At 63.8% G+C, this 23,924-nt stretch carries 20 protein-coding genes; 9 read left to right on the forward strand and 11 right to left on the reverse strand.

What is annotated here, in order from left to right:
• Positions 1-6 precede the first annotated feature (6 nt).
• Positions 7-1,782 carry a glycoside hydrolase family 15 protein gene (locus LPA34_RS22605; protein ID WP_228982521.1) on the forward strand — a complete coding sequence of 592 codons (1,776 nt, stop codon included), beginning with the start codon at positions 7-9 and terminating at the stop codon, positions 1,780-1,782.
• A gap of 158 nt (positions 1,783-1,940) precedes the next feature.
• The gene (locus LPA34_RS22610; RefSeq protein WP_228982438.1) at positions 1,941-3,224 is read left to right on the forward strand and encodes a class I SAM-dependent methyltransferase; all 1,284 of its coding nucleotides are present in this window, start codon (positions 1,941-1,943) and stop codon (positions 3,222-3,224) included.
• A 492-nt stretch (positions 3,225-3,716) separates the two neighbouring features.
• Here the strand turns inward: LPA34_RS22610 and LPA34_RS22615 are convergent, their stop codons facing one another.
• Complete coding sequence (locus LPA34_RS22615; RefSeq protein WP_228982523.1) at positions 3,717-4,250, reverse strand: cupin domain-containing protein; 534 nt, start codon at positions 4,248-4,250, stop codon at positions 3,717-3,719.
• Between the two features lie 552 nt (positions 4,251-4,802).
• Here LPA34_RS22615 and LPA34_RS22620 point away from each other — a divergent pair.
• Together LPA34_RS22620 and LPA34_RS22625 are read left to right on the forward strand one after the other, a co-directional pair.
• Positions 4,803-6,086, forward strand: a complete 1,284-nt coding sequence (locus tag LPA34_RS22620) for an aconitate hydratase (RefSeq protein ID WP_228982440.1) — start codon at positions 4,803-4,805, stop codon at positions 6,084-6,086.
• A 73-nt stretch (positions 6,087-6,159) separates the two neighbouring features.
• Positions 6,160-6,492 (forward strand): hypothetical protein, encoded by a 333-nt coding sequence (locus LPA34_RS22625; RefSeq protein WP_228982442.1) that lies wholly within the window; start codon positions 6,160-6,162, stop codon positions 6,490-6,492.
• 81 nt (positions 6,493-6,573) lie between these two features.
• Here LPA34_RS22625 and LPA34_RS22630 read toward each other — a convergent pair whose 3' ends face one another.
• From LPA34_RS22630 to LPA34_RS22675, 10 genes are all read right to left on the reverse strand, one after another.
• Positions 6,574-8,412 carry an AI-2E family transporter gene (locus LPA34_RS22630; protein ID WP_228982443.1) on the reverse strand — a complete coding sequence of 613 codons (1,839 nt, stop codon included), beginning with the start codon at positions 8,410-8,412 and terminating at the stop codon, positions 6,574-6,576.
• A gap of 71 nt (positions 8,413-8,483) precedes the next feature.
• Positions 8,484-8,993: a molybdopterin cofactor-binding domain-containing protein gene (locus tag LPA34_RS22635; protein ID WP_228982445.1), complete on the reverse strand. Its 510-nt coding sequence runs from the start codon at positions 8,991-8,993 to the stop codon at positions 8,484-8,486.
• Positions 8,994-9,728: 735 nt separating this feature from the next.
• Positions 9,729-10,658 carry a LysR substrate-binding domain-containing protein gene (locus tag LPA34_RS22640; RefSeq protein WP_228982446.1) on the reverse strand — a complete coding sequence of 310 codons (930 nt, stop codon included), beginning with the start codon at positions 10,656-10,658 and terminating at the stop codon, positions 9,729-9,731.
• A 24-nt stretch (positions 10,659-10,682) separates the two neighbouring features.
• Positions 10,683-11,774, reverse strand: coding sequence for a YeiH family protein (locus tag LPA34_RS22645; protein ID WP_228982449.1), 1,092 nt, complete (start codon positions 11,772-11,774; stop codon positions 10,683-10,685).
• A gap of 197 nt (positions 11,775-11,971) precedes the next feature.
• Positions 11,972-12,181 (reverse strand): hypothetical protein, encoded by a 210-nt coding sequence (locus LPA34_RS22650; protein ID WP_228982451.1) that lies wholly within the window; start codon positions 12,179-12,181, stop codon positions 11,972-11,974.
• Positions 12,182-12,357: 176 nt separating this feature from the next.
• Positions 12,358-13,977: a methyl-accepting chemotaxis protein gene (locus LPA34_RS22655; protein ID WP_228982455.1), complete on the reverse strand. Its 1,620-nt coding sequence runs from the start codon at positions 13,975-13,977 to the stop codon at positions 12,358-12,360.
• A gap of 79 nt (positions 13,978-14,056) precedes the next feature.
• Complete coding sequence (leuD, locus tag LPA34_RS22660) at positions 14,057-14,692, reverse strand: 3-isopropylmalate dehydratase small subunit (protein WP_228982525.1); 636 nt, start codon at positions 14,690-14,692, stop codon at positions 14,057-14,059.
• On the reverse strand, positions 14,692-16,119 hold the full coding sequence (gene leuC, locus LPA34_RS22665) for a 3-isopropylmalate dehydratase large subunit (protein WP_228982456.1): 1,428 nt from the start codon (positions 16,117-16,119) through the stop codon (positions 14,692-14,694). Before leuC ends, leuD begins: the two co-directional genes overlap by 1 nt.
• A gap of 121 nt (positions 16,120-16,240) precedes the next feature.
• Entirely contained in the window at positions 16,241-17,629 is a 1,389-nt protein-coding gene (locus tag LPA34_RS22670; RefSeq protein ID WP_228982458.1) for an MFS transporter, read from the reverse strand.
• 213 nt (positions 17,630-17,842) lie between these two features.
• The gene (locus tag LPA34_RS22675) at positions 17,843-18,934 is read right to left on the reverse strand and encodes a porin (RefSeq protein WP_228982460.1); all 1,092 of its coding nucleotides are present in this window, start codon (positions 18,932-18,934) and stop codon (positions 17,843-17,845) included.
• A gap of 313 nt (positions 18,935-19,247) precedes the next feature.
• Here LPA34_RS22675 and LPA34_RS22680 point away from each other — a divergent pair, with 313 nt between their 5' ends.
• The 5 genes from LPA34_RS22680 (at position 19,248) to LPA34_RS22700 (ending at position 23,900) form a co-directional block, all read left to right on the forward strand.
• Positions 19,248-19,826 carry a UbiX family flavin prenyltransferase gene (locus tag LPA34_RS22680; RefSeq protein ID WP_228982462.1) on the forward strand — a complete coding sequence of 193 codons (579 nt, stop codon included), beginning with the start codon at positions 19,248-19,250 and terminating at the stop codon, positions 19,824-19,826.
• A gap of 205 nt (positions 19,827-20,031) precedes the next feature.
• Positions 20,032-21,219 (forward strand): FAD-dependent monooxygenase, encoded by a 1,188-nt coding sequence (locus LPA34_RS22685; RefSeq protein ID WP_228982465.1) that lies wholly within the window; start codon positions 20,032-20,034, stop codon positions 21,217-21,219.
• A gap of 28 nt (positions 21,220-21,247) precedes the next feature.
• The gene (locus LPA34_RS22690) at positions 21,248-21,778 is read left to right on the forward strand and encodes a VOC family protein (protein ID WP_228982467.1); all 531 of its coding nucleotides are present in this window, start codon (positions 21,248-21,250) and stop codon (positions 21,776-21,778) included.
• The gene (gene fahA / locus LPA34_RS22695) at positions 21,775-23,136 is read left to right on the forward strand and encodes a fumarylacetoacetase (protein ID WP_228982470.1); all 1,362 of its coding nucleotides are present in this window, start codon (positions 21,775-21,777) and stop codon (positions 23,134-23,136) included. Before LPA34_RS22690 ends, fahA begins: the two co-directional genes overlap by 4 nt.
• On the forward strand, positions 23,133-23,900 hold the full coding sequence (locus tag LPA34_RS22700; protein ID WP_228982471.1) for an alpha/beta fold hydrolase: 768 nt from the start codon (positions 23,133-23,135) through the stop codon (positions 23,898-23,900). The genes fahA and LPA34_RS22700 overlap by 4 nt, the downstream gene beginning before the upstream one ends.
• Positions 23,901-23,924 lie beyond the last annotated feature (24 nt).

The raw sequence follows: 23,924 nt of genomic DNA on the forward strand, positions 1-23,924 counted from the left end.
ATGGCCATGCGCATCGAGGACTACGCGCTGCTCGGTGACGGCGAAAGCGCGGCACTGGTCGACCGGCGGGGATCCATCGACTGGCTTTGCTGGCCCGCATTCGATGCGGATACGTGTTTTGCGGCACTGCTCGGTGGCCCGCGCCATGGGCACTGGCAAATCGCGCCGCGGGAACCCGTGGCACGCAGTTCGCGACGCTACCGCGGCGACACGCTGATTCTCGAAACGACGTTCGAGAGCCCATCCGGCACCCTCGTGCTGACCGACTGGATGGCGTGGAACGCCCCCCGGCCCGTGCTCGTCAGACAGCTGCGTTGCGAGCGCGGCAGCGTGCGGGTGGTCAGCAAGCTGGCGGCGCGTTTCGACTATGGCAGGGCTGTTCCCTGGTGCACGAAAACCGGCACACGCGTCCAGATGGTGTGCGGTCCGCGAGCGCTCTGGCTCGACAGTACCGCGCGCGTCACGTGTGACAGGGACGCGGTACGTGCCAGCTTCGCAATGTCAGCGGGAGAGCAGCGGGACTTCGCCCTGACGTGTTGCCGATCATATGACGACGCACCGCCACGGCCGGACATCGACCCGCTCTTTGCCGACACAAGCCGTTTCTGGACAGACTGGTATGCGCGGAGCAAGGTCGAGGGGGACTACGCCGAGCCTGTCCGGCGCTCGTTGATCACCCTGCGCGCATTGACGAGCACCGCCACCGGCGGCATCGTCGCGGCGCCTACCAGTTCGCTGCCTGAGCGGATTGGCGGCACGCGTAACTGGGACTATCGCTTCTGCTGGCTGCGCGATGCCGGCTTCACGCTGCTTGCACTACTCGGCGGCGGCTATCACGTAGAGGCCGCGCGCTGGCGTGACTGGCTCGTGCGAGCGATCGCGGGTCACCCGGCGCAATTGCAGATTCTGTATGGCGTCGACGGCTCGCGCCGTGTCGACGAGTGGGAATGTCCATGGCTGCCCGGCTACGAGCATTCAGCTCCGGTGCGCTTCGGCAATGCGGCGGTGAATCAACCGCAACTCGACGTGTATGGAGAGGTGCTCAACGCGCTGTATATGTCGCGCTGCGCCGGGTTACCGCCGGATGGCAACGCATGGTCGCTCGAGCAGCGCCTGGTCGATCATCTGCAAGGCATCTGGCGCGAGCCCGACGACGGCATCTGGGAAGTGCGCAGCGGCGCCCGGCAGTTTACGTTCTCGAAAGTGATGGCATGGGTCGCGGTCAATCGGGCGCTGCGCTCAGCCTGCGAATTTGGCATGCCCGCTCCAACCGCGCGCTGGTCCGCGCTGGCCGCCGAGATCCATCAGGACGTGCTCACGCACGGCTTCGACACGCAGCTTCAGACGTTCACGCAAAGCTACGGCAGCCAGCGGCTCGACGCGAGTTGCCTGTTGATTCCCGTGACGGGATTTTTGCCTGTCGGCGATCCCCGGGTCACGGGAACGGTGAAGGCCATCGAAGCCGGTCTGATGGACGAGGGCCTGGTGCTGCGCTATCGCGAAGATGGCATCGACAACGGTCCGTCCAATGACCAGCCGTTTCTGCCATGCAGTTTCTGGCTGGCCCAGGTGCGACAGATGCAAGGTCGTGGTGTCGAAGCGCGCGAACTGTTCGGTCGGTTGCTTGCATTGCGAAACGATGTCGGCCTTCTCGCCGAAAAGTACGACACCGTCCGCAAGCGGCAAGTCGGCAATTTCCCGCAGGCGTTCTCGCATGTCGCACTGGTCAATGCAGGATTGAGTTTGAATGACGATGCCTGCCGCGGCGCGGCAGGGCGATGACGGTAGCGGCTTCTTCCGTCCGCTGCCCAGGCGCCAAGCCGGGATAACGGTCGCTGCCGGCAGCACGGCGCCCTGACGGCGGGTCGGGCATGAGTGATGCTTCAGTGACAACGTCGCAGCAGCATCATTTTTATGCGTTCTGCCATTCTGGAGCAGCCATGACCCCATCCAGTCTTTTGCGGCAACCTGCCGAACAGCAACTCGCCAGCCTGCCGCTGCCCTGCTCGGTCTGGCTTCCCGACGGTCAGCGCATCGGAGCGGCGCAACCGCGGCTGTCGTTCGTCATCCGCGACATGCGTGCGCTCCTGCACCTGACACAGGGTGCAATCGGGCGGCTGGCGGAAGACTATGTGGAAGGCCGGCTCGAGATCGAAGGCGACATGCATGACCTGATGGCGAGCGCCCCTGCGCTGCTCCGCCAGGACCCCACGCAGGAAGCGCCCGGGTGGCTAATGCGCCGGATCCATCGCACCCGCCACGCCATCTGGGCACGCACGCACCATAGCCGGGCGAGAGATGCCGCCCAGATCCAGCATCATTACGATCTTTCCGATGAGTTCTACGCCCTCTGGCTCGACCCGCTGCGCGTGTACTCATGTGCGTATTTTTCAACGCCCGCCATGTCATTGGCCGAGGCCCAGCAAGCCAAGCTCGATCACATCTGCAGGAAACTCATGATGCGCCCCGGTGAGCGTTTTCTCGACGTGGGCGCCGGTTGGGGGGCGCTGCTGCTGTGGGCTGCGGAGCACTATGGCGTTACCGCGACCGGCATCACCCTGTCGAGGAATCAGCACGCCTATGTCAACCGGATTATCGGGCAAAAGGGACTGCGCGGCCGCGTCAGCATGCTGCTGCAGGACTACCGCGACGTCGACGAGTCCATGCCCTTCGACAAAATCGCATCGGTAGGCATGTGCGAACACGTGGGCCGCCCCAACCTGCCTCTGTACTTCGCGAAGATGCGACGTCTGCTCAGACCAGGCGGCCTCATGATGAATCACAGCATTACCGCTGGCGGCACCGATAACTCGCAACTCGATGGCGGCATGGGTGACTTCATCGACAAATATATCTTCCCGGGTGGCCAGCTCGTGCACGTTAGCGTGATGATGGACGCCATGACCCGCGGCCATCTGGAACCCGTGGATGCCGAGTGCCTGCGCCCGCACTACATCCGCACACTCTGGCTTTGGGCCGATGCCCTGGAGGCCCATCTCGACGAAGCACGCCGGATGCTCGGCAAGGATGCAGAAAGAATCATTCGCGCGTACCGTCTCTATCTGGCGGGTTCTGCCATGGGATTCGAGCGGGGGTGGACGTCGCTGTTCCAGATACTGGCGTCTCGCCCCGACGATAAATTCGAAGACCGGTATCCGTTCAATCGCGCATACATGTATACGCAAGGTTCAACAGCCGGGCCAGTGGACAGAGTGGTCGGGTAATGGGCTGACTTCACCCGCTTGCGGCGCGTGGCCGTTCTTGCTTCGGCCCCGGCTTGCGTCAATGCGCGTTTCGGTTCGGGCAGCTCAGCGTGCTCGAAACCGTCGACCGCGAGTACCGCTACCTTGCAGCCTGCGGGTTCATTAACCATCTGTGTTGCTCCATTGAAAATGCAGGGACTTTCCGCGACAGCCCGGTATCGGTCGCACTCGCGCGGTCACGGGTGGCTACGGCACTCCGGGCGGCACAGTTGCCGGGGGCGGGCAAGGTTCGGGCACGGGCGCCCCGCCTGGCACGATAACGCCGGATAGCAGGAATTCGATGCGCCCGGATGGCACCAACAGCACGAACGGCAACGACATGAACCCGTCGAAGCCGGATACGTTGCAAAACGGCCAATAGACGCACGACCATCGTGGGGCGAGCGGCCGTGCGCCCGGCTTTCACGAGCGCGGCATTCCATCGGCTGGAAGATTTCTTCAAGGCTTGCGGTTTCAGGCCACGCCGAGCCATTGCTCGATGACGGGTCCGCGCTCACCCAGCACAGGATCGCTCGGGGGAAACGGCAGCGCCTCCATCGCAACAAGTTCGTCCGGCGTCAGCCGCTCGCGCCGAATGTCCCACTGCTGCCCGGGTGGGTAGGCGCCCACCACGCGCAGATTGCCGGCTGCTGCCTGCAGGCAATGTCCAGTGCCGGCAGGCAGCAGCACCGCGTCTCCCGCATGCAACGTGACTACCCGTCCACCTGGACCGCCAATGATGAGTTCAGCCGAGCCCGATGCAATGCCTAACACCTCGTGCGCCGTCGAATGAAAATGGTGATAGTCGAAGATGCTGTCCCGCCATCGCGGCGGCCACTGGTTATGTTTAAACAGCGCTTCGAATCCGGCGATCAGATCATCGCCCGCGCCCGGCATCGCCGCCCGGTAAATCGCCACGGCGAGCTTGCGATTGTTTGGCACCCAGTCGCGAGGCGCCAGCGTGAATGCTTCGTAGTGTCCCTGTTCTATCTGTCGCCTGTATTGCATATCGACCGTCCCTGATTCCCGAACTGGTGTGTCCATCAGCATTGCTTTACGCGCTGCCACGGCGAATTTCAGCGAAAAACCCTGCATGGCTCCGGGCATGATTTTTAATGCCTTCGAATCGCACCATGGTCCTGTACGCATCAGGAGGTGCGCTGATAACCCGCAATCATTGCCGTGTTGACTGGCTCGAACGGTATGCCTGAATCCGCTGTAATCAGGACACGCTGTTTCGTGCAACTTTTGTACCTGACGCCTGACCAATGCGCCTCGACCACCAGCGCGGTCGCATTTCCATCTCGCACGTTCCATCTGACCGGATGCATGAACAGGACGCCATATCGAACAGGTTTCATGGTGGCCGGCCGGATTTTGCGAATGGCTTCTGGAATGATTCATGCTGCGGTGAACTGGCAAACCGGAGCGACTGAACCCCATCGATCGATGCACAAGGCGGTTCCCGGTCGCCGCGGCCCGCATGAACCTGCATGGCCTGGACAAGCGCCCGCGCAGCCGTATCCAGAACCTCTTGCGAATGAAATCCGGAGTTCGATCATGAACCTGAATGTCGCGCAAAAACTGATCCAGTCTCACCTGGTTCACGGTGCCATGGAGGCCGGCGAGGAGATCGGCATTTCGATTGATCAGACATTGACCCAGGATGCCACCGGCACGCTGGTGATGCTGGAGCTGGAAGCCATGGGACTCGATCGCGCGAAAACCGGGCTGAGCGTGCAGTACGTCGACCACAATCTGATTCAGGAGGACTACCGGAACGCCGACGATCATCTCTTTCTGCGCAGCGCGGCCGAGCGTTTTGGCCTCTGGTATTCGCGAGCTGGAAACGGTGTGAGCCATCCCTGCCATCAGGAGAACTTCGGCAAGCCGGGCAAGACGCTGCTCGGTTCGGACAGTCACACGCCCGCCGCTGGCGCCATCGGCATGCTGGCGATTGGCGCGGGCGGCCTCGAAGTCGCGCTGGCCATAGCGGGAGAACCTTTCTTCACGCGAATGCCCCAGATCTGGGGCGTGAAGCTCACCGGCCAGTTACCCGACTGGGTCAGCGCCAGGGACGTGATTCTCGAGATGTTGCGTCGTCACGGCGTGGACGGCGGCGCAGGCCGGATCATCGAATATGACGGTCCCGGGCTGGACACGCTCAGCGCAATGGACCGGCACGTGATCGCCAACATGGGCGCGGAACTCGGCGCGACGACGACCGTTTTTCCCTCCGGTCAGGAAGTCCGGCGCTTCCTGCGCGCATGGAGTCGCGAGTCGGACTGGATCGAACTGGTAGCCGAACGCGGCGCGACCTACGATCTGCACGATGAAATCGATCTCGCAAGCCTTGAGCCATTGATCGCGATGCCGTCCAGTCCGGACAATGTGCGCCCGGTGCGTGAAGTCGCGGGCGAGCCGATCCACCAGGCGTACATCGGTTCGTCGGCGAATCCTGGCTACCGCGACTTCGCCGTTGCGGCGACGATGGTCCGCGACCGGCTCGTTCACGACCGGGTCTCGTTCGACGTCAACCCCACCTCCCGCGCACAACTCGAAATGCTGGTGCGCGACGGGCACATCGAGCATCTTCTTCATGCTGGCGCACGACTGCATCAGGCCGGCTGCAACGGCTGCATCGGCATGGGTCAGGCGCCGGCCACGAACGGACTGTCGCTGCGTACCGTACCGCGCAACTTTCCGGGCCGCTCAGGCACGCGCGAGGACAAGGTGTGTCTCGTCAGTCCCGAGACGAGAACACGACCCGGGGCACGACGTTCAAGGTCTGCCATTTCATGTCGCCACGCCAGGTTCAGTATGTGTTGTGCGGAGGTCGGGTGAACTGGATGAAGGAGCGGCTGGCGGGGGCCGCCGCGCGTCCCGACGTATGACAGCTATCTCTCCGGAGGTCAGAATGTCCACGCAGCCGACCAGCGCGCAAATCGAAGTATCACGGGACGATCCCGTGATCCAGGCGATATCGGTCCCATACAACACGCCCGTGTGCAACGGGCGTTACCGGCTCACCGTGCGTGCAAGAGCAGGTGGCCTCAAGGTCGTCGCCACCTGGCAGACCCTCGGTTGCGAAGCTTGCCACGCCGACCACGTCCGGTTCCGCGTCGATCGCCGTCACCATTTCGAAGAAGTGACCTTCGCGTTCGCCTCCGTGTCCCCTGACGTGCTCGCTGCGATCGTGACCCGGCTGATCGCACTGCCATGGGTGCTGGACGTGTACTTTTATCCGTGAGCCGTGTGGACGGATGTCATACGAAAGAATTGCAAACCCGCCAGTATTCTTTACCCGCGCCGCGCTGTCGCATCCGGAACGTCACGCCTCCGTCCCGGCACGTGCATGGCCGGCATCGCCGCGCTCCTGCCTGCGTGCCTGCGCCCACATTTGCGCAGCCCGTGCACAGGCCGGCAGTAACTGCTGAAACGACGCAACGACGGGAATCTCGCGTCCGGGTAGCGCGACAGACGAATCCCTGCTCGCGGGTTCGTCTTCCGCCGTCATGCCCAGTATCACCCCACGGGAAACGCGCGCCTCGCTCAAGCGCTGCAGCAGGTTACGCAGATACGGCGGAAACTCGCCCGCGTCGAATGAAATCACGCAGATCATTGGGCGCGAAGCAAGCCGCGCCTCATCGAACCGCCCTGCGGCAAACCGTTCATGGTTCGCCTGCGACGCCTCGAAACCGTGTTTGTTCAGCAGTTGCACGGCGATCGCGACCAGCAGATCGTCGAGCTTGCCGCGGCCGCCGATACATAACACGGGTCTGGGCTGCAACGGTTCGTTGTTCGATTCGGTTGTCGTCACATCGCCAGCCCCTACCAGTGCGGCGATGATCGTGTGCGTCGCCGACCGGACCAGCCTGAGCTGAGCCGCCGGCACCACGCCGCGCCGGACGTCGGCGTGAGCGATCCGCAGGCCGGCCAGTACCACGTCGTCGTAATACGCCGCCAGCGAACACGTTTTCAACAGGACGTTCGCCTGCTGCAACGCCTCGACCGGATCGTTGGCCAGCAGCCTCTGATAGAGATTTTCGGCCGGTGTCAGGCCGGGGCGATCGCCGAACAGGACATCCAGGAATTCGAGCCGTTCGACATGGCGGCCCAGCGTCACCGCGCACAGCATCAGCGGCGTCGATAGCACCAGTCCCACCGGCCCCCACAGCCAGCTCCAGAAAATCGCCGCGACGATCACGGCAAGTGGGGAGAGTCCATTGCCACGCCCATACAGCAGCGGCTCGATCAACTGACTCGATACGCCTTCGGTCACGGCAAAGAGACCTGCGGTGGCGAGCGCCATCCACCATCCTGGGCTGACCGCGGTGGCCATGACGACTGCCATGAGCGCCGCTATCCAGGCGCCGACGTACGGCACGAATCGCAGTAGCGCCGTCACGACGCCGAACAGCAGCGAACCAGGCATTCCGATGACCGCAAGGCCGATCGCGACAACAGCCCCGACACCGGCATTGATCGCCAGTTGCATCGCAAAGTAGCGGCTCAGGCGAGCGGCGGCTTCACTGATGGCCGTTGACGTTCGATGCAGGTCGCCCAGGCCGAATAGCCGGATCATCCGGTCGCGCAGGCGCTCGCGCTCCAGCAGGATGAAGATCGCGACCACCAGCACGATACCGGCTGTTTCCAGTGGGCTGACCACCGGCGACAGATAGCGCTGTGCCAGTTCGACTGACGACGGCGTCGGTTCGTGCACTTCGACGGGTAGCGGCGCACCGCCGTCCGCGGAAACCGGACTGTCTTTTCTGTGCAAGTCGCCAGGCGGCGGCGTAAAGCGCTTTAGTGCATTCGATGTCATCGCGAGCAGCGTATCCGCGCGACCGAGGGTATTTTCCTGTATGACATCGATCTTGCGCTCGATGGTCCACTGGTACTGCGGCAGATCTCCCGCCAGTTGGGCCACCTGCGCGCCGATCAACACGCCGACGGCCGACAGTGTGGAAAGTGCGAACAGCACCGCGACGGTCACCGACGGTAACTGACCCATGCGGAACCGCCTGAGCAGCCCAACGAGCGGCGCGACGATGAAGCTCAGCAGCACGGCCAGCGTAATCGGGATCAGCACGCCCCGCCCGACGTACAGGGCGGCGATCACGACCACGCCGCTGGCCAGCGAGTTCAGCGCGCGCAGGCTCTGTGCCACGGGCGCCAGTTCTTGCCGGCGTGGCGACTGATGCGGTGGCGAGCGGGGTTTCATGCTGGCAGGCGCCGAAATCACGCGAATACCTTGTCCAGCGCAATCGGCAGGTTGTGATTCATCACGCGGCGCAGGTCATGATTGAATTGCCTCCCTTCCCGCAACGCCATACTGATGCCCCACACCAGTCCGCCGGCGATCTGACTCGCCGCGGCTTCCGGATTCGCAATCCGGCCGGCCGCGACGGCGCTAACGATGCGCGTGACGCACACCCCGGTGAACACGGCCGAATGCGTATCCATTGAATACTGCTGTTGCCTGTCTTCAGGACTGTCTGTTGCGTGCCCGTCGAGCCGCTCGATGCCGGCCCGATCCAGCAGCGGGTCGATCGTTATCGCATCACATCTTTCGGCGCCGCAAGCCAGTTGCACACCTTCGCGCGGGATCCCGGCATGAGCCGCACGGTCAAACGTTTCGCCGCCGTATTCGCACGCCAGGTTGATCTCGAAGGTTACGGTCACGCGCAGCACATCCGGACCGGCAACGTCCAGTAGAGCCGGGGCGTCGCGCGTGTTCAGCGGGTTCATCTGGCGTTCCTTGATTTGTCGCGGGTGGAGCGGATATCGAATTGCTGCGCATCCCGCGTGCCTGGCAAGGACCCGCCGGATTCCGCCTGCTGGCTGTGATATTTCGAGCCGGTGATCAGCGTTGCAATGACGGGCAGAACGCTCTCCCGGTGCATGCCGCGGGACAGCGCGGCACGAGGCGCGCACGACGAACGGCCTGCGGGGCGGATGGAATATCTACGTGCCACGCGGCAATTCTTGCAAGGAAACGCGTCGCGCCAATGCTGTTGTGCACGTTGCGCGTCTATATCCGACCGGTATCAACGCATGCCCATCGCGGAAGGCGCCGCGATATGGGAATCGGCCAGCGCGCCGAAGCCCGGTACGAGCGCCGCAGCCCCACCCCGGCGTCGAGCGAGCCAGCCGTTGTAACCGGAACCGATCCAGCGGTAAGCGGATCGTCAGTTCCGCAGAAAAATGCCGGCTATGAAGGGTGTGTCCGCATGAATGAGATCGACCTGAACCAACCCTTTAGTTTTGGACCGCCAGCACACCATCGCTTCGGGAGAACGGACACCGAACAGCAAGTGCCCTGCGTCGAACACAAAGTGCGGCACCGTTCCGGTCAGACAGGTTCATGGACCCGTGTGCGAGACGTTTCTCCGTCGGCATGGCCGCGCCGAAGCTCGCCTCGATGCTGTGACGGGCGCGCAGGTGAGCGACCGGCTCCGGTTGTTTCCGTGGCGTCGCGTCACCTCAGCGGTCCTGATTCGCGATCCTGGCTGGCAATTCGGGACAACCCGATTCCATCGCCATCTCGACGAACACACGCATCGCCTCCGTCACATAGCGCTGCTGATGACGCAGCATCAGGAAATCCCGCGACGGCAGAGGCCAACGGAGTTCTGTCAGCGTCCCGGCACTGAGTGAGGAAGCCGCGACCAGACGGGACATCACGGTCGCGCCAGCACCGGCCTCGACCGCGGCGCGTACTGCTTCGTTCGACGGAAGCTCCAGCGCGATCTCGAACCCGGATGGATCGCCCCCCAGGCTTCGCACCATCTTCCCGAAAATGCCGCGCGTGCCGGATCCCGGTTCACGCAGCACCCAGGGACTATCACGCAAGTCAATACTATCGGTGGCCGTCGAATCGCGGCCGGCCCAGGGATGGCTGGGGGCGACCACCAGCACCAGTTCATCCTGGGCAACCGCGTGCACGTCGAGACCGTGGGCGTCCACCTGGTCTTCCACGAAACCGAGATCGACGGCGCCTTCGGCAACCTGCCGCACGACCTGTCCGGTATTCGTGATCGAGAGCTTGAGCGAAACACCGGGACAGGCCGCACGGAAGCGCTGCATCACCTTCGGTATCCAGTAGTTCGCAACCGTCTGACTCGCCGCAAGCGACAATGCACCGCGCCGCAATCCGGCCAGATCGGCCAGCATGTTTCCAGCAGACGACGCACGGGCGAGCACCGCGCGCGCTTCGCCGAGAAACTGCTGGCCGGCGTCAGTCAGCACAATATTCCGGCGAATCCGGTGGAACAGCTTGATGTCGTACTGGGTTTCGAGAGCGGCGATTGAACTGCTCACCGCCGATTGCGATAGCGCCAGCACGTTGGCTGCACGCGTCACATGCTGCTGCTCCGCAACCACAACAAAGACACGAAGTTGATCGAGCGTCATGGCTTTCACCGCACCTCAAACTTTTTACGCGATGCCCAGCACGCGGATCAGCACGAGGCTGATGAGCGCGAGCGCGACGATCGACAGCACCACCGCGAGTGTCACACGGGGGCCGGCTTTGGCGACCATTCGCACATCGACGCCCAGGCCGAGTGCCGCCATCGAAATGATCGTCAATATGTTCGCCGTGCTGTTGATGGGCGGTAACGCGGCCGTCGGAACGAGGTTGGCCGAACGAAGGGCAACCAGTACCAGAAAGCCAATAATGAACCAGGGCACGACTTTGTGCCAGGCGATGCGCGACTCCTTCGACGCACCGGGCAATGCGGCAGCATCCGCACCACGACGCGCACCGATTGACAGGACGAGGATCACGGGACCGAGCATCAGCACACGGACCAGTTTGACCAGCGTTCCGATATGGGCGCTGAGCGCCGAAACAGGGACCGTTGCAGCAAGCACCTGCGGCACCGCGTAGACCGTCAGTCCGGCCAGTACCCCGTATTGCAGGTTGCCGAGGTGCAGCACCGGAATCAGCAGCGGCAGTCCGAGCACGACGATGACGCCCAGCACCGCGGTAAAGGCAATCGACGCGGCCACGTCATCGCTATGCGCCCGGATCACGGGAGCCACGGCGGCGATCGCCGAGTTGCCGCAGATCGAGTTGCCGCATGCGACCAGCAAGGCGATCCGGTGATGCAAGCCAAGAAGGCGCCCGGTGCCGTAGCTGACCACGATGGCCACCCCGACGACGGCCACGATACCTGCCAGCAGTCCTGCCCCGGCCGCGTTAAGGGTCTGGGTGCTGAGCGAGGCGCCCAGCAGCACCACGGCGATTTCCAGCAAGGTTTTAGCGCTGAAATTGATCCCGGCGTGCCAGTGAGACGCAGGCTCCCAGACACTTCGCACAGCCGTGCCGATGAGAATGGCGAGGACCAGTGCTTCCAGCCAGACGCGCCCGAACAGGTGTTGCTCAGCCAGTTGCAACCCGAAAGCGGCCAGCGTGACGGCAATGCACAGGGCAACGCCTGGCGTATGGGCTCGCACCCAGCTCAGGATGCTGAACTCGACCGGGCGCCTTTCGGTTAAAACAGGGGACTCTAGCGGGGTTGACATCGCGCTCTCGATATTTCAGTGCTCAGGGAGATGAGCAAGTATCGCGATGACGGGCTCTATATTCCAACGCGGAATATAGAACGTATTGATCGGTTATATAGAACGATGCTCGAGATGACGGTCGGACGCTCACACCGCCTGGCGGATCACGCGGAGCAGTGCGCCCACAGGCAGCGCTTCCGCAGACGGGAACTGCATCACGCTTTACGGCGCCGCGTGTATCGCCTTGCGCTTCGCAAGCCCGCCGACGCCATGCTTGCCGCCGTAATGAAATCGTTGACCCGATACTCCGGTTGCGCATCGAAACCGCCGATGCGGCCGAGTCTGGCGAGATCTTCCGCGAAGCCGGCCGTCTCGTTGAACTGCGGCGCAATGAATGACAACCCTCGCAACTGGGAAGCCTTCACGGCTTTCGCGCGCACGCGCGAGTGGGCTGTCCGCCGGCAGGGCAACCAGCAGGCGTTCGCGCTGCACGACTTTGGCTGTGACCCCGTCGGGCTGGCTTCTTCGTCGATTGCGAGAGTATCGGACCGGGAAGTGACGACGCACCCAGGCAGTACGAGAAATAACGCCAGCGCCCTCGTCAGCCAGCCGCCTCCAGCCGGAATACGGCAACCTGCCGCCCAAGCTCCCGTGAGTGTTGATCGAGCGCCTGTGCGGCCGCGCTCGCCTGCTCGACGAGCGCGGCATTTTGCTGCGTAACCGAATCCATGAGACCAAGCGCCGCGTCGACCTGCTCAAAGCCCGTGCGCTGCTCGTCAGCTGCATCGACGATCCCGTTCATGATCGCCGCGAAACGCTCCGAGGCCTGAAGCACGTCATGCATCGCGTGCCCGGCGTCGACGACCAGCGCGGTGCCATCGGCCGCCGCGCTGACCGAATCCGCGATCAGCTGGCCGATTTCCTTCGCAGCCGTCGATGCATGCTGCGCAAGCTCGCGTACCTCGGCGGCGACAACCGCGAAACCCCGTCCCTGGGCGCCGGCACGCGCCGCCTCGACCGCCGCATTGAGCGCCAGAATGTTGGTCTTGAACGCTATGCCCTCGATGATGCCGGTGATATCGGCGATCCTGCGCGAACCCGTATCGACGCGGGTCATCGTGCCGCGCATCCGGTCAATTACTTCGTTGCCGTTCTGTGCGGCGAGCGATGCTTCCCCGGCGAGCGTTCGGGCCTGCTGCGCATGCTCGACGTTCTGCCTGACGGTTGCGGTCAGCTCGCTCATGCTGGCCGCGGTCTCTTCCAGCGAGGCAGCCTGCTCTTCGGTGCGTGACGACAAATCGAGCGTTCCAGCCGCAATCTCGTGAGTCGCCACACCGATCGACTGGCAACTGCCGCGCACCGCGTCCACCGTCTGCGCAAGCTGCGCCTGCATCGCACGAAGGCCCTGCAGCAGCATCCCCATCTCGTCCCCGCGATGGCTTGCGATATGCCGGCTCAAATCTCCCGTGGCGATCGCATCGAAATGCGCGAGTGCATCCTTTAACGGTGTCATGATCGCGCGGCGCAATGAGACCCAGCTCCATACCGCGGCCAGTACGCCAGACACGATCATCGCCACCGAGGCCACGAAGAATGCCCTGAAATACCGTTGGGCATCTTCGTAACTGCGCTTCGCATTCGCATACAGCGTGCGCTTCAACTGTTCGTTCGCGGCGCTCATGTCGTTGAAGAGCGGACTGAGCTGTGAGGTGCCGATGCGCTCGGCCGTCGCACGGTCATGCGCCTTGAGTGCGTCGATAAATGCGCTCATCGCCTGGCGCATCGCGTTGCGGCGCCCGCTCGCCGCGTCGATGAACGTCTCCTCGCCCGCTTCGTGCGGCTCGTCGACGAAGCGACGCCATGCGTCGTCGGACTGCCGGAAAAACTCGCTCGCGTGCTGGATCTGATTCTGGGCACGCACATCGTCGAGCTGCACCATCGCCCCACCGAGCACGAGCCGTGTGCGCGCGATCAGCAGTTCCGCGTCTCCGATATGAATGGCGGCAGTCAGCTTGTTTTCGTAAGTATCGCGAGTCGCACGGTTCGCGCGGTAACCGCCGGCGAGTCCGATCGCACCGATCGCAAGCATCAGCACGGCCAGCACGCCGACCGTGAGCGCGATACGCGCCTGGAGCGACAGCGACCTGCCGCGCCCGGCTGCGCGCATCGGGACGACATCGTCACGGGGCGAAACTGCATCGGCTATCAGGGTTTGCGTCATGGGAGTGAGCCTGTCGTTCGTGTTCTTTCGTGATCTGACTGATGTCGTGAGGGTCATCCCGACTGTGTTGCGCAACGGTTCATCGCAGCCAGGGCGAGCGTTGCAGATGGGTGGCCTCGAACTCGCGAATCCAGTCGGCGAACACAAGCGTCGCACCGGTTTCGTCGAGTCCTTCGAGCAGCAGCGTTTTCAGCGCGGGCGCAATGTCGAACGACAGCGCGTCGCCGGCCGGCGTGGTCACGGTCTGCGACGCGAGGTCGACGTGCAGCCGGAAACCGGGTGTCGCCTCGACGTCGCGCAACAGTCGTTCAATCCGCGCTGCGTCGAGCACGACGGGCAGCAGGCCGTTCTTGCAGCAGTTGTTGAAGAAGATATCGGCGAAGCTTTCCGCAACCAGCACGCGAAAGCCGTATTGATGAAGCGCCCACGGCGCGTGCTCGCGCGAACTGCCGCAGCCGAAGTTGCGCCGTGTCAGCAACACCGACGCCTCCGCGTATCGTGGCAGATTCAGTACAAAATCCGCCTCGGGCTGACGTGTTCCGGCCGGCTTGCCGTAGTAGCCCGGGTCACGATAGCGCCACGCGTCGAACAGGTGGGGACCGAAACCGGTGCGCGCAATCGACTTCATGAACTGCCTGGGGATGATCGCGTCGGTGTCGACGTTCTCACGATCGAGTGGCGCAACGAGCCCTTCGTGGCTGACGAACGGTTCCATCATCGCCCTCCCGCCGCGGCGAGCAGCGTGCGCACGTCGGTGAAGCGACCCGCGAGCGCCGCCGCGGCAGCCATCGCGGGGCTCACGAGATGCGAACGGCCGCCTGCACCCTGGCGGCCTTCGAAGTTCCGGTTCGAGGTCGAGGCGACGCGCTCGCCCGGTTCGAGCCGGTCGGGATTCATCGCGAGACACATCGAACAGCCCGGCTCGCGCCATTGAAAACCGGCCGCACCGAAAACTTCGTGCAGCCCCTCCTCCTCGGCATGCCGCTTGACCGCCTGTGACCCCGGCACCGCGAGCGCGAGTCGCACGTTCGGTGCAATCCGGCCGCCGGCCGCACGCAGCACATTGGCCGCCGCACGCAGGTCCTCGATGCGTCCGTTGGTACATGAGCCGATGAACACCTTGTCGATCGCGATCTCGCTCATCGGTGTGCCGGACACGAGACCCATGTAGTCGAGTGCGCGTGCATACGACGCGCGCCGGCCCGGATCGTCGACGCGCTGTGGATCGGGCACGCACTGGGCGATGCCGACGACCATTTCGGGCGAGGTCCCCCACGTCACCTGCGGCGAAAGACCGGAAACGTCAAGCCGGAATTCGGCGTCGAAGCGTGCGTCGTCATCCGAACGCAACTGGCGCCAGGCGCGCGCCGGGCGCTCCCAGTCGGCGCCCCGCGGCGCATAAGGCCGCGCGCGGCAATAGTCGAGCGTGATGTCGTCGACGGCGATCAGACCCGCGCGTGCACCCGCCTCGATCGACATGTTGCACAGGGTCATGCGCCCTTCCATCGACAGCGCGCGCACCACGGGCCCCGCGAATTCGATCGCATAGCCGGTGGCCCCCGCCGTGCCGAGCTTGCCGATCAGCGCAAGTGCCACGTCCTTCGCGACACAGCCCGCAGGCAACGTGCCGTCGATCGTCACCCGCATCGTGCGGCTGCGCCGCGTGAGCAGGGTCTGCGTGCCAAGCACGTGTTCGATCTCCGACGTGCCAATGCCGAACGCGAGGGCACCAAACGCGCCATGCGTGCTCGTATGCGAATCGCCGCAGACGATGGTCATGCCCGGCAGCGTGCTGCCGAGCTCGGGCCCGACGACATGGACGATGCCCTGGCGCTCGTCGTCCATGCCGAAATGCGTGATGCCGCTACGCTCGCAGTTCGCGCGCAACGCATCGACCTGGATGCGCGACACCGGATCGGCGATGCCCGCGCGCCGGTCGGTGGTCGGTACGTTGTGGTCCGCGACCGCGAGACTGGCCGACGGCCGCCACACCGGGCGCCCTTGCAGCCGCAATGATTCAAATGCCTGCGGACTCGTCACCTCGTTGAGCAGATGCCGGTCGATATAGAGCGTCACCGTGCCGTCCGCATCGGTGCGAACCGTATGGGCGTCGAAAATCCTGTCGTAGAGCGTCTGGCTCATCGGAATGGGTCCTGGCGATGACCGGGCCGCCCGGCCGCCGGCATCGCCGTTGCAGGGGTGTCCCGGAATCCTGTGGAGTTGGCTGCCTCGATGCGCAGCTATCGCGCTCGTCGCGCGCTGCTCACGAATCGCCCAGCGCGGAGTGCCGCAATGGATCGACGACGGTTGTCTGGGCAGCACGCTGCGCGCCGAAACGCGTGCGGTACAGAAGCGCGAGCACGGCCGAAAACACGGCGACGATCAGGAACAGCAGCGCCGCGGCATGAAACAGCTGCGCGACAGGCAGATGCATCGACAACAACAGGCCGCCGATGACCGGCCCCGACACCGAGCCGATCTTGCCCACCGAGATCGCACTGCCGACACCCGCCGAACGGAACGCGGTCGGGTAGATCATGCCGGCTACCGCATAGAGGCCGTATTGCGCCCCGACCACGCAAAAGCCCGTCGCGAACACGGCCAGCATCAGCCATCCCTCGGACGAGCCGTGGCCGAGCAGCGCAACGACCGGACAGCCGATCGCGGGCAGCGAAATGATCGCCAGCACGCCGTGCCGGTCGACGAAGCGGCACAGGATCAACCCGCCGAGTACGCCGCCGACCGAGAACATCGTCGTGATGATGCCCGCGCCGCCCGGGTCGATGCCGAGGCCTTCCATCAGGATCGGCAACCAGTTCTGCAGGAAATAGAGCGCCATCGAGTTCACTATGAACACGATCCAGAGGAGCGGCGTGATCGCGGCGAGACCGTCCGAGAAAATCAGCTTCAGCACGAAGCGCGGCTTTTCCTGCACTTCGCCCGCGACGAACTGCGCGTCGGACGGAATCTGCAGTTCGGGACGCAGCCGCGCGACGAGTTTGCGCACCGTCTCGACGCTGCGCTGCCGGACAACCAGCAGCTTCGCCGATTCGGGCAGCGTGAAGATCAGCAGCACCGCCACCAGCAGCGAGCCCACGCCGCCCAGCACGAACATGACGGGCCAGCCGTAGCGTGAAATCAACGCCGACGAGACGAGCCCGCCCGAACCCGCGCCGATCGAGAAGCCCGAAAACATCAACGTGACCCACGTCGCGCGCAGGCGTTTCGGCGCGTATTCAGCGACGAGCGCGACAGAATTGGGAATCACGCCGCCCATGCCGATACCGGCAAGAAAGCGCAGCAGCATCAGTTCGTGCAGCGAGGTAGCCCATACCGATACGAGCGTGAGCGCGCCGAAGAACAGGCCGCCCAGAATAATCGCCTTCTTGCGGCCGAGCCGGTCGCCAAGATAGCCGAAGACAAATGAACCGATCAGCGTGCCGAACAGGCCGGCGCCGAACACGGATCCGAAGGCCCCGCGCGCGACGTGCCATTCCTTGATGATCGCGGGCGCCGCAAACGAGACAGCGGTCTGGTCGTAACCGTCCATCAGCATGATGAGGAAACACCAGAACAGCAGGCCGACGGCGAACCGCCCCGTCTTCTGCTCTTCTATCAGTGTCGCGATGTTGAAAGTCCGGTCTGCTTGCATGTATCTTCCATTTGCTCGTCGTCAGGCGAGGCCCCTTGCCGGGATGCGTGTGCCTGTGCCATTGCTCTTCATGCCTCGCGGCACCGCCGCCCGCGGAGTCACAATATATGACGCCGCGGGCAACGGCAGAATCAAAAAGTCGCGATGAAGAGATAGAAAAAAGTGAATAAAGCCGTCGCCATCCTCATCTCACCGCTCCATATCGCCTCCACATCAGAACATGTGATTGACGCCAATCCGCGCCACGGTCTGGCTACCCGTGCTCGACGCGTTATAGCCAAACTGCGCCGCCTGCGCGTTCGGCCCCGAGGCCCGCTCGAAGCCGACGCCCGCGTAGATCTGCGTGCTCTTCGACAGATAGTGGGTCAGGAACAGGTTGTACTGGTTGAACGCCAGATCCTCGAACGTCGAATGATCGAATGAGAGACCGAGAATATAGAAACGCGCGCCGCCGCTCAGATCGATGTTCACGCCGGCCTGGTAATTGTGCAGCGACGCCGAGCCCTGGCTGTTTTCGAGCTTGACGTCCGAATACGTGGCATGGGGCGTGAAGTTGCCGATCTTCACCGAGCCGGCGATCGCGAGCGTGCTGTAGCGGCTCGCGTTGAACGACGTGCCCGCGCCCAGCTTCTGGCCGAGCAGCGAGGTGATGCTGAAGGTGCCGAATACATCGGCCGTACGGTTGTGCGACATCGTGTATGCAGCGCCGATCCTGACGACCCCGTTCCCGTACTGCGCACCGGCGCTGTACTGCCGCCCGGCGCTAAAGTCGCCTGACTGGTTGCCGAAGCCATTCATCACGCCCGCCTGAAAGCCGCGGTAGTTGATCGTCTCGTACTTCACGGCATTGTTCATCGCATGCGTGTTGGCGAGACCGTCGAGGTTGCCCGGCGTGTAGAACGACGAGATGCCCGGCACTGAGTTGTTCAGCGCCCCGACGTACTGGTACACGTAGTCGTTGATGTTGCCGAGGCTCAGCGAACCCCAACGGTCATTGGAGACACCTACGTACGCGTTGCGATTGAAGAAGCTGGTCGGATTGATCTGCGCGCCCGTGTTGCTCAGGAAGCCCGATTCGAGCCGGGCGAACGCCGTGTTGCCGCCGCCCAGGTCTTCCTTGACGAGAAAGCCGAAGCGGTCGGGCGTACGTTTGCCGGCGGACTCCTGGATCAGGCTCTTGCCCTTCGAATTCGATACATAGTCGATGCCGGCATCCACGCTGCCGTAGATCGTGACGGACGACTGCGCCCAGGCGGGACAGCTCAGGAGCGCGGCGCAGGCGCCGGCGATTAAACGTGTTCTCAACGGTAGTCTCCAATATTTTTATCAGCCACCGGACGCTGGCTGGCGTCGGCACTTGCGCGCATCACGAAGGGTCTGCTGCCGCGGTGCATTTCACACACCGCCCCTTCTGCATGCTGCGCGAAGTGTAGCCGCTTCATTTCCGCTTTTGAATCGCGAATTGTTTATCAATTAATAGAACAAAATGAATACTGGGCCAGGGTATTTACCAGTCTGCCTTCAAAATACGTATTACACCGCTTTAGCAATGCGTATTTACCGTGCTAACATCCGCCGCGTTAACGCGCTGAAACAACCGCATATCGGAGATATCAGAATGCAGATCAGAGCATTACCGCCCCGGCGCATGATCGTGGGCATTAGCGGCGCGTCCGGCGTCCTGTATGGAGTGAGACTGCTGCAGCTACTCCGGCAGCTCGACATCGAGTCGCATCTGGTGATGAGCCGGTCGGCCCAGGTCACACTGGCGCACGAATCCACCTACAGCGTCGCCGACGTGCGCGCGCTCGCCACCGTCAGCTATTCGAACACCGACATCGGCGCCGCGATCTCGAGCGGCTCGTTCCCGGTCGCGGGGATGATCGTGGCGCCCTGCTCGATCAAGACGCTGTCCGAAGTCGCGACAGGCGTGACGAGCGGCCTGCTGTCGCGCGCCGCTGACGTCACACTGAAGGAGCGCCGCCGGCTCGTGCTGATGGTGCGCGAAACACCGCTCCACCTCGGCCATCTGCGCAGCATGACGAGCGTGACCGAAGCGGGCGCGATCGTCTATCCGCCCGTGCCGGCCTTCTACGCCAACCCCGAATCGCTCGACGACATGGTCGATCACACCCTCGGCCGCGTACTCGACCTGTTCGGCATCGAGACTTCGGTGGTGCATCGCTGGGGCATGTGAGTACATGGCGAGGCATTGCGTCCGCTGCCTCCCCGATTATCAAAATTGATTAATGATTCATTCGGATTATTTTGCTTCTTTAGCGCCAGGCGTTGATTTAAAGTCCTTCCATTGTCATCGGGACCGGCATTTAAAAGATTTATCGATTGATTGATAAATTAACCCGATAAAAGGCGCCCACCACACAAAGAGGTTGAATCGTCGAATGAAGATCGTTATTGCAGGTGCCGGTATCGGCGGATTGACGGCCGGAGCCGCTTTGCTGAAAAAAGGCTTCGATGTCACCATTCTCGAACAGGCGCAGGCGCTAAAGGAAATCGGCGCGGGCGTTCAGCTCAGTCCGAATGCGACGCGCGTGCTGTACCGGATCGGTGTCGGCGACACCCTCGAAGGACTCGCCTGCGAGCCCCCCGGCAAGCGTGTACGACTCTGGAACACCGGTCAGACATGGCGCCTGTTCGATCTCGGCGCAGCCTCGCGCGAAGTGTACGGCTACCCCTATTTCACGCTGCATCGCGCCGATCTGCATCAGGCGCTCGCCGATGCCGTGTACGCGCTCAGTCCGGATGCGATCCGGCTCGGCGAAAAAGTCGAAGGCATCAGGCAGACCGGCGGCAAGGTCGAAGTGCAGACGGTCGCGGGCACGGTGTACGAGGCCGATCTGCTGATCGGCGCGGACGGCGTCCACTCGCGGGTGCGCCGCGCGCTGTTCGGTCCCGACGAGCCGGTTTATTCGGGCGTCATGGCATGGCGCGGCGTGATCGATGCCGAAGCGCTGCCCGAACATCTGCGCACCGCCTACGGCACCAACTGGGTCGGCCCCGGCGCGCACGTCATCCATTACCCGTTGCGCGGCCACAAGCTCGTCAACTTCGTCGGCGCGGTCGAACGCTCGGGCTGGCAGGTCGAATCGTGGTCCGAGCGCGGCACGCTTGCGGAATGCCTGAGCGATTTCCAGGGCTGGCACGAAGACGTCCGCACGCTGATCTCGGCGATCGACATTCCGTATAAATGGGCCTTGATGGTGCGCGAACCGATGGCGCGCTGGAGTTCAGGCAACGCCACGCTGCTCGGCGACGCCTGTCATCCGACCTTGCCGTTCCTCGCCCAGGGCGCCGGCATGGCAATCGAGGACGGCTACCTGATCGCACGCTGCCTTGCACGCTACGAAGACGATTTGCCGCGCGCGCTGGCCCGCTACGAAGCGCTACGGCTCGAACGTACCGCGCGCGTGGTGCGCGGATCGGCGGCGAACACCACGCGCTTTCACAATCCGCAACTTGCGCACGCGGAAGGCGCAGCCGAATACGTCGATCGCGAATGGAGCGAGGAGCGCGTCAAGGAGCGCTACAACTGGCTGTTCGAATACAACGTGGATACGGTCGAAGTCTGATCGCCTTCACCGCACAAGGAGACACCATATGTCCACCCTCCCCCCGATTCTCGGCCTGCATCATTTCGCCTGGCGCTGCCGCAATGCCGAAGAGACGCGTCACTTCTACGAAGACGTGCTCGGCCTGCGACTGGTTCACGTGATCCGCCTCGACCGCGTGCCGAGCACCGGCGAATATTGCCCATACGTGCACGTATTCTTCGAAATGGCGGATGGCTCCAACATCGCCTTCTTCGATCTCGGCGACGACACCGCCGCGGAACCATCGCCGAATACGCCGCCGTGGGTGAACCACATCGCGCTGCGCCTGTCGTCACTCGACGAACTCGAAACGATGAAGCAACGCCTGATCGAACACGGCATCGAAGTGCTCGGCGTGACCGATCACCACTTCGTGCGCTCGATCTATTTCTTCGACCCGAACGGCTTCCGTCTCGAACTGACGGTACCGGTGGCGCCCGCCGAAACGCTGGCCGGCTATAGAATGCAGGCTCGCTCCGCGCTCGACGCGTGGACGGAAGAACGACAAAACGCGGTATCGGAGACGCGTTCGGCATGACTACCCTGAATTCCACACACGATCCAGCCCGGCGCAGCTGGATCGAATCGGCCAATCTGCCCGGCGCGGATTTCCCGGTTCAGAACCTGCCGTTCGGCGTTTTCGAGCGCGACGGTAAAGCGCGCTGCGGCGTCGCGATCGGAGAGCACGCCGTCGACCTGCGTGCGCTGCATGATGCCGGGCTGCTTGACGGCGACGCCGCGCTCGCCTGTGCCGCGGCTGGCGGCGACAGCCTGAAGCCGTTGATGTCGATGGAGCCGCGTTACGCGAGCGCGCTGCGCCGCGCGCTATCCGACCTGCTGCGTAGCGACGCGCCGCAACTCGCCCGCATCCAGCAGCGCGCCGACGCGCTGCTGCCGCGTCTGGCCGACGTGACGCCGCGGTTGCCGTGCGAGATCGGCGACTACACCGATTTCCTGACGTCGCTGCACCACACCGAACGGCATGGCCGCTACAAGGGTCTGGCCGATCCGTTGCCGGCCGCGTTCAAGTCGCTACCGATCGCCTATCACGGCCGCGCCTCGTCGCTGCGTGTGAGCGGCGGCGACGTGCGCCGCCCCCACGGCCAGTATCGCGACGCACATGGCGAAGTGCGTTTCGGCCCGGCGCCCGCGCTCGATTTCGAACTCGAACTGGCGGCGTTGATCGGCCGCGGCAACCCGCTCACGCAGCCGGTTCCGGTCGACGCGGCGCGCGATCATATCTTCGGCTATTGCCTGTTGAACGACTGGTCCGCGAAGAGCATTCAATGGTTCGAGCAGGTGCTCGGCCCGTTTCTCGGCAAGAGTTTTCATTCGAGCCTGTCGCCGTGGATCGTCACCGGGGAAGCGCTGGCGCCATTCCGCAAGCCGGCTGCACCACGCGGCGCGGGCGATCCGGCGATCCTGCCGCACCTCCACGGCGCGCTCGATCAGGCAAGCGGCGGCCTCGATCTCGAACTCGAAGCGCTTCTGTCGACCGCGCGGCTCCGCGAAGCCGGTGCGGCACCTGTGCGGATCACGCAAACGCATCTCGACAACCTGTACTGGACCTTTGCGCAGATGGTCGCGCATCACACCAGCAACGGCTGCAATCTGCGCACCGGCGACCTGCTCGGCAGCGGCACGATTTCCGGCGCCGCCGACGTATCGCGCGCCTGCCTGACCGAACTGAGCAACGCGGGCAAGAACCCGCTCGCCCTGCCCAACGGCGAAACCCGCACGGCGCTCGAGGACGGCGACGAAATCGTGCTGCGCGCACGGGCCAGCAGGCCCGGCGCGGTGACGATCGGCTTCGGCGAATGCCGCGGACGGATCGCGCCGGCGCTCGAACTGAACTATCCCGACGCGCCCGTGCGCCACGAGGAGCCGCACGCATGACGACGCTCAACGGCTTCGTGCAACTCGGCCATGGTCCGCGCAAGGTGTTCGTGCTGAGCGGCTGGTTCGGCAGCTCGAAGGACTGGCAGGCGCTGACGCCGGCGCTCGATCTCGACAGCTTCACCTACGTGTTCTTCGACTACCGCGGTTACGGCCGCTCGCTGGAACGCGACGGCGAATTCACCTTCGAGGAAGCCGCGCAGGACGTGCTCGTACTCGCCGACCATCTCGACTGGGATCGCTTCAGCCTGATCGGCCATTCGATGGGCGGCATGGCGATGCAGCGTGTGCTGCTCGCGGCGCCGCAGCGGGTCGAACGGATGGCGGGTGTGTCGGCCGTTCCCGCGTGCGGTTCGCGGATGGACGAGACGCGTGTCGCCGGGTTTCGCGCCGCGGTCGACGACGTCGCCAGACGCGCCGCGATCATCGCGTACTCGACCGGCAATCGTCTCGCGCCGCGCTGGAGCGCGCACCTGGCCGGCGAATCGGCAAGGCTGTCGAGCCGCGAAGCATTCGCGGGCTATCTGCCGCAGTGGGCGATGCACGACTTCTCCGCTGAGGTCGCGGGCAACACGGTACCCGTGAAGCTCTTTATCGGCGAGCACGATCCGACGCTCACCGCCGGATTGATGACCCGCACGTGGCTCGCGTGGTATCCGCGTGCCCAGCTCGAAACGCTGCGCAACGCGGGACACTACGCGATGTATGAAGTACCGGTCGCGCTTGCCACGGCGCTCGAAGACTGGCTGAAACAGACGGCCTGACCATACCGGCCGCGTGCCGTGGTC

Source organism: Paraburkholderia gardini (assembly GCF_907164575.1).
Taxonomy (GTDB): domain Bacteria; phylum Pseudomonadota; class Gammaproteobacteria; order Burkholderiales; family Burkholderiaceae; genus Paraburkholderia; species Paraburkholderia gardini.

Excerpts from the sequence above, each read along its gene's own strand:
- LPA34_RS22625 (WP_228982442.1), top strand. The coding sequence starts at position 6,160 with ATGTCCACGCAGCCGACCAGCGCGCAAATCGAAGTATCACGGGACGAT.
- LPA34_RS22640 (WP_228982446.1), bottom strand. The coding sequence starts at position 10,658 with ATGACGCTCGATCAACTTCGTGTCTTTGTTGTGGTTGCGGAGCAGCAG.
- leuC (WP_228982456.1), bottom strand. The coding sequence starts at position 16,119 with ATGAGCCAGACGCTCTACGACAGGATTTTCGACGCCCATACGGTTCGC.
- LPA34_RS22610 (WP_228982438.1), top strand. The coding sequence starts at position 1,941 with ATGACCCCATCCAGTCTTTTGCGGCAACCTGCCGAACAGCAACTCGCC.
- LPA34_RS22670 (WP_228982458.1), bottom strand. The coding sequence starts at position 17,629 with ATGCAAGCAGACCGGACTTTCAACATCGCGACACTGATAGAAGAGCAG.
- LPA34_RS22620 (WP_228982440.1), top strand. The coding sequence starts at position 4,803 with ATGAACCTGAATGTCGCGCAAAAACTGATCCAGTCTCACCTGGTTCAC.
- leuD (WP_228982525.1), bottom strand. The coding sequence starts at position 14,692 with ATGGAACCGTTCGTCAGCCACGAAGGGCTCGTTGCGCCACTCGATCGT.
- LPA34_RS22690 (WP_228982467.1), top strand. The coding sequence starts at position 21,248 with ATGTCCACCCTCCCCCCGATTCTCGGCCTGCATCATTTCGCCTGGCGC.
- LPA34_RS22700 (WP_228982471.1), top strand. The coding sequence starts at position 23,133 with ATGACGACGCTCAACGGCTTCGTGCAACTCGGCCATGGTCCGCGCAAG.
- LPA34_RS22605 (WP_228982521.1), top strand. The coding sequence starts at position 7 with ATGCGCATCGAGGACTACGCGCTGCTCGGTGACGGCGAAAGCGCGGCA.
- LPA34_RS22635 (WP_228982445.1), bottom strand. The coding sequence starts at position 8,993 with ATGAACCCGCTGAACACGCGCGACGCCCCGGCTCTACTGGACGTTGCC.
- LPA34_RS22655 (WP_228982455.1), bottom strand. The coding sequence starts at position 13,977 with ATGACGCAAACCCTGATAGCCGATGCAGTTTCGCCCCGTGACGATGTC.
- LPA34_RS22645 (WP_228982449.1), bottom strand. The coding sequence starts at position 11,774 with ATGTCAACCCCGCTAGAGTCCCCTGTTTTAACCGAAAGGCGCCCGGTC.
- LPA34_RS22685 (WP_228982465.1), top strand. The coding sequence starts at position 20,032 with ATGAAGATCGTTATTGCAGGTGCCGGTATCGGCGGATTGACGGCCGGA.
- LPA34_RS22615 (WP_228982523.1), bottom strand. The coding sequence starts at position 4,250 with ATGCAATACAGGCGACAGATAGAACAGGGACACTACGAAGCATTCACG.
- fahA (WP_228982470.1), top strand. The coding sequence starts at position 21,775 with ATGACTACCCTGAATTCCACACACGATCCAGCCCGGCGCAGCTGGATC.
- LPA34_RS22680 (WP_228982462.1), top strand. The coding sequence starts at position 19,248 with ATGCAGATCAGAGCATTACCGCCCCGGCGCATGATCGTGGGCATTAGC.